We start from the raw sequence: 16,651 nt of genomic DNA, 5'->3' as shown, positions 1-16,651 counted from the left end.
GATTCGACCATGACCAAGCCACTGTCCGTTGTTGTAGCGGGAGGCGGGACTGCGGGGCACATCTCCCCGATGCTCGCTATCGCAGATGCCATACGGGAGCTCGATCCCGAGTCTCGTATTGTGGCGGTGGGTACGGCTTCAGGCATGGAAACCCGTTTGGTCCCCGACGCTGGATACGATCTCGAGTTCGTCGACCGCGTGCCCATGCCGCGAAAGCCAACATTGGATTTGGCCAAATTGCCTTTCAGGCTTCGGAAGGCCGTCAGACAGGGAAGGGAAATCCTCCGCCGGAACCAAGCCGACGTTTTGGTCGGTGTCGGCGGTTACGTGTGCACACCAATGTACTTGGCGGCTGCGCAAGAAGGGCTGCCGATCGTGATCCACGAAGCCAACCAGCGGCCAGGCCTGGCGAATAAGGTCGGGGCCCGGCGAGCCACCGTTGTTGCAACGGCATTTGCGGGGACGCCGATAGCCAAGGGGCAGCACGTCGGGATGCCGATGCGCCGTCAGATCTCCGGATGCGACCGGGCCGCTGAACGCGAAGGGGCCCGTCAGCTTCTCTCCCTCCAAGCGGATCGGCCGACCATCATCGTCACGGGTGGCTCGCTCGGGGCCCAGAACATGAACCGGACTATTGCCGGCGTTCTCGACCGTCCTGAGTGGCGGGACTCGGCCGTTCAAATGCTTCACATTACGGGGCGCGGGAAACAACTCCTTGATTCCCATGGGGCACCACTTGAAGCTCCCGGGTACCAGCAGGTCGAATACATCGACGGAATGGAAAACGTCTACGCCGCGTGCGACCTCTTGGTCGCTCGTTCCGGTGCCGCGACCGTGAGCGAGGTTGCGGCCGTGGGCTGCCCGGCAATTTTCGTACCTCTGCCCATCGGCAACGGGGAGCAGTCTCTGAACGCGGCGGATCTCGTCGATTCAGGGGCCGGACTTATGGTGGAAGACAAGAATTTCACCGTCGAGTGGTTCCTGACCAATGTTCTTTCCACCGTCACGGACCGTGACCGACTTCGGGAAATGTCGGAGAATGGGTATAGACACGGTATCCGCGATGCGGCCCAGCAAATGGCCCGGTTGATAGCCCAATCGGCGCGACACGAAGGGAATGCCTAACCCATGAGTTCTGTGCATCACCGAGACGACGGGTCGAGTCTGCTGCCCGACTTCATGAACCCACCGTTCCCACGCCGCCTCAAGACGGAGGAGCTGGGAAGAGTCCACTTCATTGGGATGGGCGGTACCGGTATGTCAGCGGTCGCTGATCTCCTGGTCTCCCGCGGGCTTGAGGTCAGTGGTTCCGATATGAAGGACAACGCCGCCTTGGCCGTGCTGCGCAAGAAAGGTGCTCTGGTCTTTGTCCCTCAGGACGCCGCCAATGTGGAAGGCGCCGACACCGTGGTCATCTCAACGGCCATCAAGGAATCCAACCCTGAACTGAGCGCTGCTCGGGCCGCCGGGTTGCGTATCCTGCACCGCTCGGATGCACTCGCCGCGTCGATGGCCGACTCCCAGACGATCGCCGTTGCGGGAACTCACGGAAAGACCACGACGAGTTCGATGATCGCCGTCATGCTCGACGGACTGAATGTGAATCCGTCGTACGCGGTCGGTTCGACCATCGCTTCTTTGGGATCGAATGCCGCATTGGGCGCCACCGGGCCGGAGAGCTGGTTCGTCGCAGAAGCCGACGAATCAGACGGCTCCTTCGTCAAATACGAGCCGACCATCGCCGTCGTGACAAACGTTGAACCGGACCACCTGGACTTCTACGGAAGCCCTGAGGCCGTCACCGCGGCGTTCGACCGTTTTGCGGACACGATGATGCCTGACGGCGTGTTGGTCGCGTGCTGGGACGATTCCGGTGCCCGTCGTCTCGCGGAAAGCCAGCGAAAGCTGGGAAAGAACGTCGTGACCTACGGTTCGGACGACGGCGCCGACGTGCTCATCAGAGATATCAGCGGCGAGGGCACGCGCAGCAGTGCCGAGCTCGAGTGGGATGTCCGGTTACGAGGTGAAGACCTGGTCGGCAAATGCACGCTTGAGCTGTCGGTGCCGGGCCAACATAACCTCCGGAACGCCTCGGCGGCTGTCTCGTGCGCTCTCGTGGGCGGGTTCGATCCCTCTCGCGCGGCGCGTGCGCTCACCTCGTTCACTGGTTCCGCCCGCCGGTTCGAATTCCGCGGCGAATGTCGCGGAGTCCAGGTCTACGACGATTATGCGCACCATCCCACGGAAGTAGCCGCGGCGCTCGAAGCTGCTCGGACGGTTTCCGAAGGTCACAATGTGTATGCGATTTTCCAGCCGCACCTGTTTTCGCGCACCAAGGAATTCGCCGGTGAATTCGCTGAGGCATTGTCGTTGGCCGATCGTGCGTACGTCGTCGATATCTTCCCAGCGCGCGAAGAACCCCTTGAAGGAGTGACGAGCCGGCTCATCACGGAGGCGGGCTTCACCGAGGTTCGCTATGCGTCGAGCCCGGGCGAGGCGGCAGGCCGGGTCGCTTCCGCGGCGTCGAGCGGGGACATCGTCATGACCATCGGCGCGGGAGACGTGACCACTTTTGCCGAGAAGATCCTCAGCGAGTTGTCGGAAGGCGGGCCGACCGGCGCCCGGGATTCCTCGTGAGCCCCGCGCACCGGCCGCGTTTGCCCCGGCGTCAGGAAGGCAAGAAGACCTCCAAGGAGCAGCAGTCGAATGGGAAGTCCTCCGGCCTGCCCCAGGGCGAGACTGATCCGCGGAGCAAGCTTGCCGAGGCGACCGCACGAGGCGATGCAGGCCCCGATGCCCAGCGCTCGGAGGCCATCCGCAGTTCGGCCCAGGGCACGCAGCCACGGCCGGCCGCTGTGCGAGTCAACGATGAGTCGAAAGTCCAGGTGCTCTCGGACTCGGACCTTGAGCACAACGATGCCGATACGAGATCGGCGGACAACGGGCACCGGGACGGGGAGGCTGGGACCGCCAGAGGAGACCAGAAGCCGAGTCCAGACGGCGATGAGGCGGCCGACAATATCGTCGCTTTCCCCGGACGTCGCCCCAAGGGCGGGGACCGAGAGACGACGTCTCGCGAACGACGCGCTCCTGGAGAGCCACGCCCGACTGGTGGAAAGCCACGAGCCTCTCGGCGGAAGAAGGTCGTCGTAGGACTGGGGGCCGTATTGATCGCTGCCGTACTTTTCTTCGGGATCGTTTTCTTCTCTCCACTGTTGGCGACCCAGAGTGTCACCGTGCAAGGCGCTCATCTGACTGATAAGACATCGCTGCAGAAGTCGTTGGATTCTTTGAAAGGCAAGCCTCTGACTCGCGTCACGACGCAGGACGTGAAGGATCGCATCGGAGATGACGTCGTGATTCAGGACGTCAGCATCGAGGCGCACCCTCCGCACGAACTCGTGGTGACGGTCCACGAACGAGCGCCAGTGGCTGTGGTCAAGTCCGGGGACCAGTACGTCATGGTCGACAAGAACGGCGTTGCGATAGGTGCCAAGAAGTCGGTCGAGGAGGCAGGCGTCCCGTTGCTGGATGGTGGCCCTGATGCGGTCAAGGGCGATTCCTTCAAGTCGGCCGTCCAGGCCCTCCAGACGCTGCCGCAGTCTTTGCTGGGCCAGCTCAACAAGGTCGAAGCCAGCTCGTCCAACAACATCCGGTTGGACATGAAGGACGGGTCCGAGGTGGTTTGGGGGACCGGTGATCAGAGCGAGTACAAGGCCGAAGTCCTTACTAGTCTGGTCCAAGGTCTGAAGGACTCGGGTGGCGCATCCGTGTACGACGTCTCGAGCCCGGATCACCCCGTCACCAAATAGTCCGCCAGAGACAGAATTAAACATTAAAGTAAAGGTTTATGTTTTATTCTGGACTTGAGAACATTCGCCGGAAATTCTTAGATTTCAGACGGCGAATAAGTGCGACACGGTATCCGGTCGTTGGTACTGTAGGTTTGGTATAGGAACCGGCTGGGTGCAGATGCCGAATATTGAACCTCAACCTTCGGGTGAAGGTTTAATCAGCGGAATCATGCGCTACGGCTTCACACGCTAAAACGAGGAACCCCATGGACGTAACAACTCCCCAGAATTACCTCGCCGTTATCAAGGTCGTCGGCATCGGCGGCGGCGGCGTCAACGCGGTAAACCGCATGATCGAGGTCGGGCTTCGCGGTGTTGAATTCATCGCGATCAATACCGACGCCCAGGCACTTCTGATGTCGGATGCCGATGTCAAACTCGACGTCGGGCGCGAGATGACTCGCGGTCTCGGCGCGGGAGCCAATCCCGAGGTCGGCCGCCAGGCTGCCGAGGACCACGAAGAAGAGATCGAAGAGGTCCTCAAGGGGGCCGACATGGTCTTCGTGACGGCCGGCGAAGGCGGCGGCACCGGTACCGGTGGCGCCCCCGTCGTGGCCCGCATCGCCCGTTCGCTCGGCGCCCTGACCATTGGTGTCGTGACTCGTCCGTTTACGTTCGAGGGCCGTCGGCGCTCGAATCAGGCCGAGACCGGCATCGAGTCCTTGCGCGACGAGGTCGATACCCTCATCGTTATCCCGAACGATCGTCTGCTCTCCATCTCGGATCGCAACGTATCCATGCTGGATGCGTTCAAGTCGGCCGACCAGGTTCTGCTGTCCGGTGTCCAGGGCATCACTGATCTGATCACAACTCCGGGCCTGATCAACCTCGACTTCGCGGACGTCAAGTCTGTGATGCAGGGAGCCGGCTCGGCGCTGATGGGTATCGGCTCGGCGCAGGGCGAGGACCGTGCTGTCAAAGCGGCCGAGTTGGCAATAGCGTCTCCGTTGCTCGAAGCCTCGATCGATGGTGCGCACGGCGTGCTGCTGTCGATCCAAGGCGGATCCGATCTCGGTCTGTTCGAGATCAACGAAGCGGCCCGCCTTGTCCAAGAGGTCGCGCACCCGGATGCCAACATCATCTTCGGTGCCGTCATTGATGACGCCCTGGGTGATGAAGCTCGCGTCACGGTGATCGCCGCAGGTTTCGACTCCCTCAACCCGGAGACGAACAGCAACGACAACAACGCCGCGGCCAACCAGGCTCAGAGGACTCAGCAGACCTTCGGTGGCGGCGCTTCCCAGCCGGCCAAGGTTGCCAACAACCCGCAGCGCGGGAGCAGCTCCTACTCGAGCAACTCCTTCTCCAACGGTTCGGCCTCACAGTGGCAGGACGATTCGGATGTCCCGGCGAACGCCGGCTTCGACGTCGACCTGCCCCCGGTCGTGGGCACCGACGGCGAGTCCACCTCCAAGAAATCGGGGAAGGACTCGCTGGACGTCCCCGACTTCCTGAAGTAACTCAATAACAACGCGCGTGTGAAGCCAGCGGGGCGGGACGGTCAATTCGTCCCGTCCCGTTCTTCGTTGGTGGATCCGTCGACGGGGCCGAGGGGAACGCATGAGCAACGACCGCACTACCGAGAAGACCGAAACGGCGAAGGACCGGTTCGTGGCACCGCTTCGTCATCGTGTCCGCCTTGCCCACGGCGTCTGTGTGGGATTCACTGGCGTCGAGGCCGGCAACCTGGGATTACATGTCCAGGGGTCCTCCGACCCGCAAGACAATCGCCGTGGCCTGGAACGGGCCATGGCGGTCCGCTCCGGCAGCTTGTTGTTCCTGGAGCAGGTCCACGGAACGCATGTGGCCCGAGCCGACGACGCGCCCGTAATACCACCCGGCCTGACTCCGCACCAAGAACGTGAGCTCGCTCCGGTGGCCGACGCGGCCGTCACGGCGACTGGCCGTCCTCTGGCGATCATGACGGCAGACTGCCTGCCCATCGTCCTGACGACCGAACATGACTCGACCTTCGGTGTCGCTCATGCCGGCCGCAAGGGGTTGTTGGCCGGCGTGCTTCCGAACGTAGTGGAGGCCCTCCACGAACTGGGCATGCGTCAGATTCACGCCTGGGTGGGCCCCGCGATTTGTGGTCGGTGTTACGAAGTCCCTCGTCAGATGCTCGAGGCTTCGGCTCCCGGGCATCCCGGCATCGCCGCAACGACGCGATGGAATACGCCGGGGCTGGACCTGCCTGCTGCGGCGCAAGCCCAGCTTGAAGGTTTGGGAGTCGAGGTGCATCGGGAAGTCCTGAACGAGTGCACTTACGAGGACGAAGGTCTGTATTCTCACCGACGCGCCCCGGGTCGAGGCCGTATCGCGGGGCTCGTCTGGACTCCCGGAACCTGAGCGAGCCGGACCCCCTCAACTATCATCGGAATTCCAGGACACGGAAGGATTCAGAGCTGATGGATAGTCTGGCGTACTCGCCCGAACGCTGTCACGAGCTAGCCGATGCATATGCTCGCGTTCAAGCTGATGTTGAAAGATTGGCCGCGGAGGCGCCCGATGATGTCCGCTCGTCCTCACGGGACGTCGAGCTCATTGTGGTGACCAAATTTTTTCCGGCATCGGATGCGGCCGCGCTCTACGACTCCGGGGTGCGCTCTTTCGGGGAGAACCGTGACCAGGAGGCCTCCGCCAAAGCTTTCGAGCTCAGCCAGTACACGTCAGAAGATCCGCCGGCTTGGCACTATATAGGGCAGTTGCAGTCCAATAAGGCCAAGTCCGTGGTCAAATATGCCTCGAGCGTGCAATCAATCGATCGGATCTCACTGGTCAACGCTTTGGGGAAGGCCTATCGCACCGCGACGGAGCGGTTCGAAGCGGAGGAAGGGCCGGCACCGGCGGCGGCCTCGCGCGGTGGCCTCGAATGTTTGGTCCAAGTGGGCCTCGACGATGCCGCAGCAACCCCGGGAGCTGCGGCTCAGGGAGCCCGTGGCGGTGCCGACCCGCAGGACCTCGAAGCAATCGCCGACCGCATTGCGGCGACCGATGGGCTCGTGCTCGGCGGCCTGATGGCCGTTGCACCACTCGGCGAGGACCCGGCGAGGGCCTTCGAGAAGCTGTGGGGGCTGAGCGTCAAACTTCGGCAGACATATCCGCAGGCGTGGAAGATCTCTTCGGGGATGAGCGCCGATATGAGCGAAGCGATACGATGGGGTTCGACCAGCGTGCGCGTCGGCAGTGCGATCATGGGTCAACGCCCGCCCCACAACTGAGTATTCACTGGATTTGGCGTGTTGCCCCCTGCAATTTCCCTTGTCGATGGGAATAATGGTCCCATTGGCGGGTAGCGCCCGTCTCAACGAACGATTCTCGAGGAGTTCACATGGCCGGAACACTGCGCCAGGCAATGGTCTTTCTGGGCCTTGCCGACGACGGGTACGAGGCTCAACCCGCGGCGCAACAGCGCCGCGCTGAGGCTGACACCGCGGCTCAGCCGCATGTCCACTACGAGGAACGCGCCCCGCGTGAGACCGACGGCGGTTCGGCTGCACTGGATACGCGGAGCGAAGCCCCTTCTCGCCAGCGTCCGGCCGAGGATCAAGGGGTCCGGCAGGATGCTGGGTCCCGCGGTCCGCGAGAACGTGAGGTTCGACAGGAAGCCGCGACGGCGCGACGTCGTCCGGAATCCTCCGCAGCTCCGGCCCGCCGAGAACTCGAGCCCGCCAGGGACGAAGAGCCTGAAGACTACCGGGCTCCCGTCACCCCGATCAACCGTGCCGCGGCACAGACCGAAAGCGACAACGAATTGCGACGCATCACCACCATTCACCCGCGCTCCTACAACGATGCAAAGGTGATCGGAGAATCTTTCCGAAACAATATCCCCGTGATCATGAACGTCACGGACATGGATGTTGCGGAGGCCAAGCGACTGGTTGATTTCTCCTCAGGCTTGACTTTTGCCCTCAATGGGAGCATCGAGCGTGTGACAGAACAAGTTTTCCTGCTGACGCCGGCTAACCTCGAAGTACTGGCTTCCGAGGATGTGTCGTCCTCGGCTCCCGCGGTCGACGACTCGCTGTTCGACCAGAGCTGATCGTCATTCCCATCATTCCTGTCAGGCATAAGAAAGGTACGTCCAGTTGATCTCGGCCCTCGCCATCGTTGACTTCGTCTTGTATCTGGCGTTCCTGGTGCTGATGTTCAGGCTGATCCTGGACTGGGTTCAGACTTTCGCCCGCTTCTGGCGCCCCAAAGGCGTGGCCCTGATCTTCGCCTCGACCGTCTATACCGTGACGGACCCGCCGATGCGGCTCATGCGAAAGTGGATTCCGCCGTTGCGTATCGGAACCGTCTCGCTAGACATGGGCTTCCTGGTGTTGCTGGTCGCCCTGAGCATCGTGCGTGCCATCGTCGGTTCGTCTCTCGGCTCTATGCTGATGTAAGGGTGGGGCGACCACCCACCTGAATGCCATTCGATTTGGCGCTCAGCGTATATCCAGAAATTTCTCATACCCTCGCACCTGAGTCGTTAGGATGTGATCCAGGTGCGTGCCAGACATTTACGGTTTTGGCTGCAGGCACAATGAGTTATGGACGCCCTCTGTGGGGGACGTCCCGTTTAGGCGTACGGTGCGACTGCTGCCGCATCGACAAGATAAGAGGTGTATTTCATGGCATTGACCCCGGAACAGGTCATCAACAAGACCTTCCAACCCACCAAATTCCGCGAGGGGTACGACCAGGAAGAGGTGGACCTCTTCCTGGACGAGGTTGTCTCCGAGCTGCGACGCCTCAACAAGGAAAATGACGATCTCCGTCAGAAGCTCGAAGAAGCCGGCATCGACCCGGACTCCGGATCCGTCTCTTCCGCGGCCGGTTCTCAGGGCAACAAGACCTCGGCCGCCGAGACCTCCGATGCAGCCTCGGTGGCGGCCCTGAACGTCGAACCGGATTCGTCCTCCGACGTTGAACCGGAGAACCTCGATTCCGAGATCCACCCGACCAATGAACAGGTTCCGACGGCCGCCGAGAAATCGGGCTCCGACCAGCCGGGCTCGGGAACGACCGCAGCCCAGGCTTCCGCCGAGACCACCTCGGAATCCTCTGTACGGGAGAACAACGTTTCGGGCCAGTCCAACGAATCCGCGGCCTCGGCCGCAGCCGTCATCGCAATGGCTCAGCGTCTGCACGACGACTACGTGTCCCAGGGCGAGTCCGAAAAGGCGCGCCTCATCGAGGAAGGACAGACCACCGCGAACTCGCTGCTCAGCGAGGCGGAGGCCAAGCGCTCGGAGATCCTGGCTTCTCTCGAGGAATCCAAGACCAACTTGGAGACCGACGTAGAGACATTGCGCAGTTTCGAGACGAAGTACCGCCGCGAGCTCAAGTCCTACTTGGAGGGCAAGCTCACGGATTTGGAGAATTCTCCGCGCGTCGAGCCGACCCAGACCCGCTGAACCGAGGGCTTCGGCCCGCACGTGTTCTGAAGGAACGGGGTCAGCAGAATCGTTCTGCTGGCCCCGTTCGCGAATTAAATCCCGGTCGGGCCTGGGCGATCGAGGTTCCCTCCCCGCCGGGCCACCACTGAAGAATCCTGAGGAGTACCACCCATCGTGAGCGACCGAGCCGCTGTTTCCTTGTCATCCGGGCGGTTTCGGGCCCATAGGGTTCTCGGTCTCGTCCTCCTGGTGGTTCTGTATGTTCTGGATCAGATCACGAAGTACGCAGTGGTCACCCATATGACGGAGGGACAAGCTGTCCCCGTCGTGGACGGTCTACTGTGGTGGAGGTTCATACGGAACCCCGGTGCGGCTTTCTCAATGGGGGAGTCGGTGACCTGGATCTTCACGATCATCATGGCAATCGTGGCCGTGGTGATTCTCTATTATCTTCCCAAGGCCCGTACACGCGGCTGGATTCTCGGTCTTTTCGGCTTGCTGGCCGGAGTCCTCGGCAACCTCACGGATCGGCTTTTCCGGGAACCCGGCTTCGGCCGGGGGCATGTTGTCGATTTCATTTCCGTGCCCCATTACGCAATCTTCAACATCGCGGACTCGTGCATTTGCGTGAGCATCGTGGTGCTGGCGATTCTTCTGTTCCGCGGTGTTCCGTTGGAGGGCGCAACGGAATCTCGGCAAGAAGACATCGAACGGGAGGACACCGCGTGAGCGAATACATCATAGGGCAGCACGAATGGACAGTCATTGCGGACGACGCAGGGACCCGACTCGACGCTTTCCTCGCCAACCGGACGGGTCAATCTCGCTCGGCCGCAGCGACATGGTGCGCGGAGGGGCGCGTTGAGGTCACATCTCAGGGGCGGCCCATCAAGGCCGTCAAATCCTTGAGGGTTCCCGAAGGCGCGTCGATCACAGCGGACGTCCCGGACCCCAATGACAAGGTCCGTGTCGTTCCCGAGAGCGTGGACGGCTTCCGCATTGTGCACGAAGACTCGGACATCGTTGTCGTGGACAAGCCTTCCGGGGTCGCTGCGCATCCGTCGCCGGGGTGGCACGGGCCGACGGTCGTGGGCGCGCTGTCCGCGGCCGGGGTCGGCATTTCCACTTCGGGAGCTGCCGAGCGCCGGGGCATTGTGCACCGACTCGACGTCGGAACGTCCGGGCTCATGGTCGTGACCAAGAACGAGAAATCCTATTCGTCGCTCAAACGCGCGTTCAAAGAGCGGACCGTGACCAAGGTCTATCACACGATGATCCAGGGTATACCGGATCCGCTCCATGGAACTATCGATGCTCCAATCGGGAGGCACCCGGGACACGAATGGCGATTCGCCGTCGTCGAAGACGGGCGGGACTCCGTAACCCACTACGAGGTCATCGAGGCTTACGGTCCTGCGTCCCTGGCAGAGGTTCACTTGGAGACGGGCAGAACCCACCAGATCCGCGTTCATTTCTCCGCGCTCAATCACCCCTGTTGCGGGGACCTGACGTACGGTGCGGACCCCAAACTCTCCGCACGACTTGGGCTGACCCGACAATGGCTTCACGCCCATCGTTTGGGATTCGACCATCCCGGTACCGGACGTTACGTCGAGTTCGAGAGCGAATACCCGCCTGATCTGAGGTTCGCCGTTGAGTCGATGCGCAACGGGGATGCTCTGGGCTCCTAGAAGCCCTAAAATGATGAAGTGACTTCCGCGGCTAATTCCAAAGACTTTACCCATCTCCACGTCCATACCGAGTACTCGATGCTCGACGGTGCGGCGCGATTGGATGATCTGTTCGAGCATGCCCACGAGCTGGGCATGAGCTCGATGGCCACCACGGACCACGGGTTCCTCTTCGGCGCGTTCGACTTCTGGAACAAGGCACGCAACGCGGGCATCAAACCGATTATCGGCGTAGAAGCGTATGTGACGCCTGGTACCGCCCGCCAAGATCGAACGCGTGTGAAGTTCGCCGATGGCGGTCGCAACGACGTCTCGGGCGGCGGTGCTTATACACACATGACCTTGCTCGCGGAGAACACCAAGGGCATGCACAACCTGTTCAGGGCGTCCTCGAGGGCGTCGTTGGAGGGTCAGCTCTACAAACCGCGCATGGACCGTGAGCTGCTCAACATGTACTCGGACGGTTTGATCGCGACCACGGGGTGCCCCTCGGGGGAGGTGCAGACGCGTCTTCGGCTGGGTCAGTACAACGAGGCTCGTGATGCTGCGGCCGAATTCCGCGATATCTTCGGCAAGGAGAACTACTACTGCGAGCTCATGGACCACGGCCTCGGCATCGAGAAGCAGGTTACCAGCGACCTTCTGAGGTTGGCCAAGGACCTGCAATTGCCGCTCGTGGCAACCAATGACCTCCACTACACGCACGCGGAAGACGCCAAAGCCCACGCGGCCCTTCTGTGCGTGCAATCCGGTTCAACGATTCAGGATCCCAAGCGTTTCAAATTCGACGCCGACGAGTTCTATCTGAAATCTCCCGCGGAGATGAGGGAGTTATTCCGCGACTTCCCGGAAGCATGCGACAACACCCTGGAAATCGCAGAACGCTGCAACGTCGAATTCGACACCAGTGCCAACTACATGCCGAACTTCCCGTGCCCGCCCGGGGAGAACGAGGAATCTTGGTTCGTCAAGGAGGTCGAGAACGGCCTTCACTATCGTTTTCCCAACGGCGTGCCGGACGACGTCCGCAAGCAGGCCGAATACGAGGTCGGGATCATCACCCAGATGGGGTTCCCTGGCTACTTCCTCGTCGTGGCCGACTTCATCAACTGGGCCAAGAACAACGGGATACGCGTCGGACCGGGTCGTGGCTCGGGTGCAGGTTCAATGGTCGCGTACGCGATGCGTATCACCGAGTTGAACCCGCTCGAACACGATCTCATTTTCGAGCGCTTTCTGAACCCCGATCGCGTTTCCATGCCCGACTTCGACGTCGATTTCGACGATCGTCGTCGTTCCGAAGTCATCCACTATGTGACCGAGAAGTACGGCGAGGACAAAGTCGCCCAGATCGTCACCTACGGAACCATCAAGGCCAAGCAGGCCCTCAAGGACTCTTCCCGCGTTCTGGGCTACCCCTTTTCAACGGGCGAGCGTCTGACCAAGGCGATGCCGCCGGACGTCATGGGGAAGGGCATTTCGCTTCAGGACGTCTACAACAAGGACGCCAAGCGATATGGGGAAGCCGAGGAACTGCGTGAGCTGATCGCGTCGGACGAGGACTCACGCAAGGTTTTTGAGACCGCCGAAGGCCTGGAAGGCCTGAAACGCCAGTGGGGTGTGCACGCGGCGGGCGTGATCATGTCCAGCCACAACATCATCGACATCATCCCGATCATGCGCCGTGAACAAGACGGGCAGGTCATCACCCAATTCGACTATCCGACGTGTGAAGGCCTCGGCCTGATCAAGATGGACTTCTTGGGTCTGCGCAACCTGACCATCATTTCCGACGCGATCGAAAACATCCAGTCCAACCGAGACTTCACTCTTGATCTGGAGACCCTGGAGACGGACGACGCCGAGTCCTACAAGTTGCTGGCCCGCGGGGACACTTTGGGCGTTTTCCAGCTCGACGGTGGCCCCATGCGTCAGTTGCTCAAACTCATGCAGCCGGACCACTTCGAACACATTTCCGCTGTGTTGGCTTTGTACAGGCCGGGCCCGATGGGCGCCAACTCGCACACCAACTACGCCCTCCGCAAGAACGGCCTCCAGGAAGTCACCCCGATCCACGCGGAATTGGAAGAGCCGCTCGCCGAAATCCTGGACACGACCTATGGTCTGATCGTCTACCAGGAGCAGGTCATGGCCATCGCGCAGAAGGTCGCGGGGTACTCGCTCGGTGAGGCGGATATTCTGCGCCGTGCGATGGGCAAGAAGAAGAAGGCTGAGCTGGATCGCCAGTACGTGACTTTCCACCAGGGGATGTTGGACAACGGCTATTCCGAAGCCGCGATCAAGGCGCTCTGGGACATTCTGCTGCCCTTCTCCGATTATGCGTTCAACAAGGCACACACTGCAGCCTACGGATTGGTCTCGTACTGGACGGCTTATCTCAAGGCCCATTATCCGCAGGAATACATGGCGGCACTTCTGACTTCGGTGGGCGATGACAAGGACAAACTTGCCCTGTATCTCAACGAATGCCGTCGCATGGGAATTACGGTTCTGCCGCCGGACGTCAACGAGTCCGCGCTGAACTTCACGCCTGTCGGGGACGACATCCGCTTCGGCATGGGCGCTGTCCGCAACGTCGGTGCGAACGTCGTCTCTGCCTTGGTGGAAACCCGTACCGAAAAAGGCCGCTTCACGTCCTTCCACGATTTCCTCAAGAAGGTTCCGGCGGTCTGCTGCAACAAACGAACCATAGAATCGTTGATCAAGGCGGGCGCTTTCGATGACTTGGGACATCGTCGTCGAGCTTTGTCCCTGATCCACGAGGAAGCCGTGGATTCGACGGTTTCGGTCAAACGCCAGGAGGCCGCGGGACAATTCGACCTGTTCGGGGGAATCGGCGCGGAGGAAGAAGATCCGACCACTGAGCTCACGGTTGCGATTCCGGACGTCCCGGAGTGGGAACGCCGCGACAAACTCAATTTCGAGAGGGAAATGCTCGGTCTGTACGTTTCGGACCACCCTTTGCGTGGGCTCGATGACGTCCTGGGGCAGCTGTCTGATTCATCCGTGCAGTCCTTGCTGGATGAAGACGGGAAGCCGGACGGATCGATCGTCACCATCGCGGGCATGATCACCTCCGTCCAGCGCAAGGTCGCGAAGACCAGCGGCAACGCCTATGCGCGCATCGAGTTGGAGGACAGGACGGGCTCGATGGAAGTCATGTTCTTCGGAAAGGTTTATACACCGATATCCGGCGTTCTGACCGAGGACCTGATCTGCACGATCAAGGGTCGACTCCAACGCCGGGACGACGGAACCGTGACGATCAGCGCCATGGAGCTCAAGGTGCCGGACATCGATGCGGACGGGCAGAAAGGCCCGATCGTCCTGTCGCTGCCCGAACACCGTGCAACAGAGCAGAACCTGCGTGAGCTTGAATCCATCCTTTTGAACCATCGCGGCGATGCCGAGGTCCGAATCAACCTCGCGTGCCGAACCAAGGACGTCCTGATGCGTCTTTCCCCGAGGCTGCGGGTCAATCCGAACCCAGCGCTCTACGGTGATCTGAAAGTGTTGTTCGGCTCCTCGTGCCTGGAGAAGTCATCCTCGGTGGGGTCCGAAGTCGGTGTGTGACCCGGTGGAGAGGTAAGGCGGCACCGCGGGCGTTAAACTGGACTGGTGACCATTTCAGACCCGAGCCCCAGCCAGCCCTTCTCGATGCGCGTCCTCGACCTGCGCGGAAAGCAACTGAGCCATGCTCAGTTGCTTTCAGTCGTACCGCGTCAGACGAGTGAATTCGTGTCCTCGGCCGCGGACTCCGTCGCTTCGATCCTTGCCGACGTCAAGGACCGCGGCTCCGAAGCATTGCGTGAGTTGTCCGAGCGTTTCGACGGCGTCGAGCAGACGAACCTGCGTGTGCCTCAGAGTGCCATCGATCGCGCGGTCGAGGAACTGGATCCCTCGGTTCGCCGCGGACTGGAGACTGCGATCGAACGGACCCGGGTCTTCGCCGGCGCACAGCGCCCGGAGGACGCGAGTATCGAGGTCGCTCCCGGAGCTCGGCTTGTGCACCGGTGGACTCCTGTGAGACGAGTCGGTCTCTACGTTCCCGGGGGGCTGGCGGTATATCCGTCGTCTGTAGTCATGAATGCTGTGCCTGCACAAGCGGCCGGCGTCGACTCGGTGGTTCTCTGTACCCCTCCCCAGAGGGAGTTCGGCGGTTTGCCGCACCCCACAACCCTCGCTGCGGCCGGGCTCCTCGGAATCGACGAGGTGTGGGCCATTGGCGGTGCTCAGGCCCTGGGCGCCATGGCCTACGGTTTTGACGGCGAAGAAACTCTTGAACCGGTCGACACGGTCACGGGCCCCGGCAACATCTTCGTTGCCATGGCCAAACGTCAATTGCGTTCCGTCGTAGGAGTGGACGGGGAGGCGGGCACCACCGAAATTGCCGTGATCGCCGATGCGCAGGCGAACCCGGATTACGTTGCGGCCGACCTCTTGTCGCAGGCCGAACATGATCCTCACGCCGGGTCGATTCTTATCACAGACTCCCCGGAACTTGCAGATCAGACGTCGTCTGCCCTTCAAACGCGCGTGGCCAAGACCAAACACCACGACAGGGTCGTGACGGCACTGACCGGCCCGCAGTCCGGCGTGATCCTGACGGAGGACGTCGAGCAGAGCATCGACGTCGCCAATGCCTACGCGCCGGAGCACTTGGAGATTCAGACCGACCGACCAGGCGATATTGCGGCCAGAATTCGGAACGCCGGAGCGATATTCCTGGGACCATACAGCCCGGTGCCTTTGGGAGACTACGCTGCGGGCTCGAATCACGTTCTGCCGACAGGCGGCTCGGCCCGCCACAGCAGCGGATTGTGCACCACATCGTTCATGAAAGCCGTTCAGATCATCGAGTACTCCGCCGACGCCTTGGCTGAAGTAGGGGAGGACGTCGTCGCGCTCTCCGGTGCGGAGGACCTTCCCGCACACGGAGAAGCGATCACCGCCCGAATCGACGATTCCGCCTCGGAGGGGGTCTCCTAATATGCATTGTCCTTATTGCCGCCATCCGGATTCTCGAGTCGTGGACTCGCGCGTTGCCGACGACGGCTCATCGATCAGGCGCCGTCGGCAGTGCTCCTCGTGCGGCCGCAGATTCTCAACTCTCGAGACCACATCGGTCAACGTCATCAAACGTTCGGGTGCGACCGAACCGTTTAAGCGAGTCAAGATCATCTCCGGCGTCCGCAAAGCGTGTCAAGGGCGACCCGTCAGCGAGGACGACCTCGCATTGTTGGCTCAAGAGGTCGAAGAATCCATTCGTGCCCGCGGGCTTGCCGAGATCGACGCGAACGACGTCGGGCTGGCCATTCTCGATCCGTTGCAACGACTCGACGAGGTTGCCTACTTACGCTTCGCAAGCGTTTACCAGGCGTTCGATGGTCTCGAGGATTTCGAAAAGGCTATAGAAAACCTCCGTACGGGCTCGGATCCGGCGACGGCCGCATTCGAGGTCAAGAACGACCCTGAAAGCGAAACGGCCGAGAGCTCCGGGGTTCCCGAAGCTGCGGGGCCCGAACCGCACAGCAAGAGCAGAGACAAAAAATCTGGTTCTGCCCAGGCAAAGCGCAAGGCCAAAAAAGCATCCACCGCTGTTCCTGAGTCGGAAGATCCGGATCAACCAACTTTGATCTAGACCCAGCGTTCATCTTGTGATTAGATAGGAACTGGTCGCCGGTACTTGCGGAGG

14 protein-coding genes are annotated in these 16,651 nt (G+C 61.3%); all 14 read left to right on the top strand.

All coding sequences use genetic code 11. From position 1 onward, the window contains the following. The first annotated feature begins 9 nt into the window (after positions 1-9). The 14 genes from murG (at position 10) to nrdR (ending at position 16,597) form a co-directional block, all read left to right on the top strand. Entirely contained in the window at positions 10-1,125 is a 1,116-nt protein-coding gene (gene murG / locus EWR20_RS12165; protein ID WP_129360955.1) for an undecaprenyldiphospho-muramoylpentapeptide beta-N-acetylglucosaminyltransferase, read from the top strand. Between the two features lie 3 nt (positions 1,126-1,128). Further along, positions 1,129-2,637: a UDP-N-acetylmuramate--L-alanine ligase gene (murC, locus tag EWR20_RS12160; protein WP_129360954.1), complete on the top strand. Its 1,509-nt coding sequence runs from the start codon at positions 1,129-1,131 to the stop codon at positions 2,635-2,637. Further along, on the top strand, positions 2,634-3,812 hold the full coding sequence (locus EWR20_RS12155; protein WP_129360953.1) for a cell division protein FtsQ/DivIB: 1,179 nt from the start codon (positions 2,634-2,636) through the stop codon (positions 3,810-3,812). Before murC ends, EWR20_RS12155 begins: the two co-directional genes overlap by 4 nt. 248 nt (positions 3,813-4,060) lie before the next feature. Beyond that, positions 4,061-5,314 carry a cell division protein FtsZ gene (gene ftsZ, locus EWR20_RS12150; protein ID WP_129360952.1) on the top strand — a complete coding sequence of 418 codons (1,254 nt, stop codon included), beginning with the start codon at positions 4,061-4,063 and terminating at the stop codon, positions 5,312-5,314. A gap of 100 nt (positions 5,315-5,414) precedes the next feature. Further along, complete coding sequence (locus EWR20_RS12145) at positions 5,415-6,203, top strand: polyphenol oxidase family protein (protein ID WP_129360951.1); 789 nt, start codon at positions 5,415-5,417, stop codon at positions 6,201-6,203. A gap of 59 nt (positions 6,204-6,262) precedes the next feature. Beyond that, positions 6,263-7,075 carry a YggS family pyridoxal phosphate-dependent enzyme gene (locus EWR20_RS12140; protein ID WP_129360950.1) on the top strand — a complete coding sequence of 271 codons (813 nt, stop codon included), beginning with the start codon at positions 6,263-6,265 and terminating at the stop codon, positions 7,073-7,075. A gap of 110 nt (positions 7,076-7,185) precedes the next feature. Then, positions 7,186-7,899, top strand: coding sequence for a cell division protein SepF (sepF, locus tag EWR20_RS12135; RefSeq protein ID WP_129360949.1), 714 nt, complete (start codon positions 7,186-7,188; stop codon positions 7,897-7,899). A gap of 46 nt (positions 7,900-7,945) precedes the next feature. Beyond that, positions 7,946-8,248, top strand: a complete 303-nt coding sequence (locus EWR20_RS12130) for a YggT family protein (protein ID WP_129360948.1) — start codon at positions 7,946-7,948, stop codon at positions 8,246-8,248. A gap of 228 nt (positions 8,249-8,476) precedes the next feature. Then, the gene (locus tag EWR20_RS13040) at positions 8,477-9,262 is read left to right on the top strand and encodes a DivIVA domain-containing protein (RefSeq protein WP_129360947.1); all 786 of its coding nucleotides are present in this window, start codon (positions 8,477-8,479) and stop codon (positions 9,260-9,262) included. 156 nt (positions 9,263-9,418) lie between these two features. After that, positions 9,419-9,973 (top strand): signal peptidase II, encoded by a 555-nt coding sequence (gene lspA / locus EWR20_RS12120; protein ID WP_238147746.1) that lies wholly within the window; start codon positions 9,419-9,421, stop codon positions 9,971-9,973. Next, positions 9,970-10,935 carry an RluA family pseudouridine synthase gene (locus EWR20_RS12115; RefSeq protein ID WP_129360945.1) on the top strand — a complete coding sequence of 322 codons (966 nt, stop codon included), beginning with the start codon at positions 9,970-9,972 and terminating at the stop codon, positions 10,933-10,935. Before lspA ends, EWR20_RS12115 begins: the two co-directional genes overlap by 4 nt. Positions 10,936-11,013: 78 nt before the next feature. Further along, on the top strand, positions 11,014-14,529 hold the full coding sequence (gene dnaE, locus EWR20_RS12110; RefSeq protein WP_238147753.1) for a DNA polymerase III subunit alpha: 3,516 nt from the start codon (positions 11,014-11,016) through the stop codon (positions 14,527-14,529). 84 nt (positions 14,530-14,613) lie between these two features. Beyond that, complete coding sequence (gene hisD, locus EWR20_RS12105; protein ID WP_129361033.1) at positions 14,614-15,945, top strand: histidinol dehydrogenase; 1,332 nt, start codon at positions 14,614-14,616, stop codon at positions 15,943-15,945. Between the two features lies 1 nt (position 15,946). Next, entirely contained in the window at positions 15,947-16,597 is a 651-nt protein-coding gene (nrdR, locus tag EWR20_RS12100; RefSeq protein ID WP_129360943.1) for a transcriptional regulator NrdR, read from the top strand. Positions 16,598-16,651: the final 54 nt, after the last annotated feature.

The organism is Rothia uropygioeca (assembly GCF_004136585.1).
In the GTDB taxonomy this organism is placed as follows: domain Bacteria; phylum Actinomycetota; class Actinomycetes; order Actinomycetales; family Micrococcaceae; genus Rothia.
The sequence above is the reverse complement of the archived record's forward strand: the minus strand, read 5'-3'. Positions and strand labels throughout refer to the sequence as shown.

Coding starts and splice junctions, on each gene's coding strand:
- EWR20_RS12140 (WP_129360950.1), top strand. CDS start 6,263: ATGGATAGTCTGGCGTACTCGCCCGAACGCTGTCACGAGCTAGCCGAT.
- ftsZ (WP_129360952.1), top strand. CDS start 4,061: ATGGACGTAACAACTCCCCAGAATTACCTCGCCGTTATCAAGGTCGTC.
- hisD (WP_129361033.1), top strand. CDS start 14,614: ATGCGCGTCCTCGACCTGCGCGGAAAGCAACTGAGCCATGCTCAGTTG.
- murG (WP_129360955.1), top strand. CDS start 10: ATGACCAAGCCACTGTCCGTTGTTGTAGCGGGAGGCGGGACTGCGGGG.
- nrdR (WP_129360943.1), top strand. CDS start 15,947: ATGCATTGTCCTTATTGCCGCCATCCGGATTCTCGAGTCGTGGACTCG.
- murC (WP_129360954.1), top strand. CDS start 1,129: ATGAGTTCTGTGCATCACCGAGACGACGGGTCGAGTCTGCTGCCCGAC.
- dnaE (WP_238147753.1), top strand. CDS start 11,014: ATGCTCGACGGTGCGGCGCGATTGGATGATCTGTTCGAGCATGCCCAC.
- EWR20_RS12145 (WP_129360951.1), top strand. CDS start 5,415: ATGAGCAACGACCGCACTACCGAGAAGACCGAAACGGCGAAGGACCGG.
- sepF (WP_129360949.1), top strand. CDS start 7,186: ATGGCCGGAACACTGCGCCAGGCAATGGTCTTTCTGGGCCTTGCCGAC.
- EWR20_RS13040 (WP_129360947.1), top strand. CDS start 8,477: ATGGCATTGACCCCGGAACAGGTCATCAACAAGACCTTCCAACCCACC.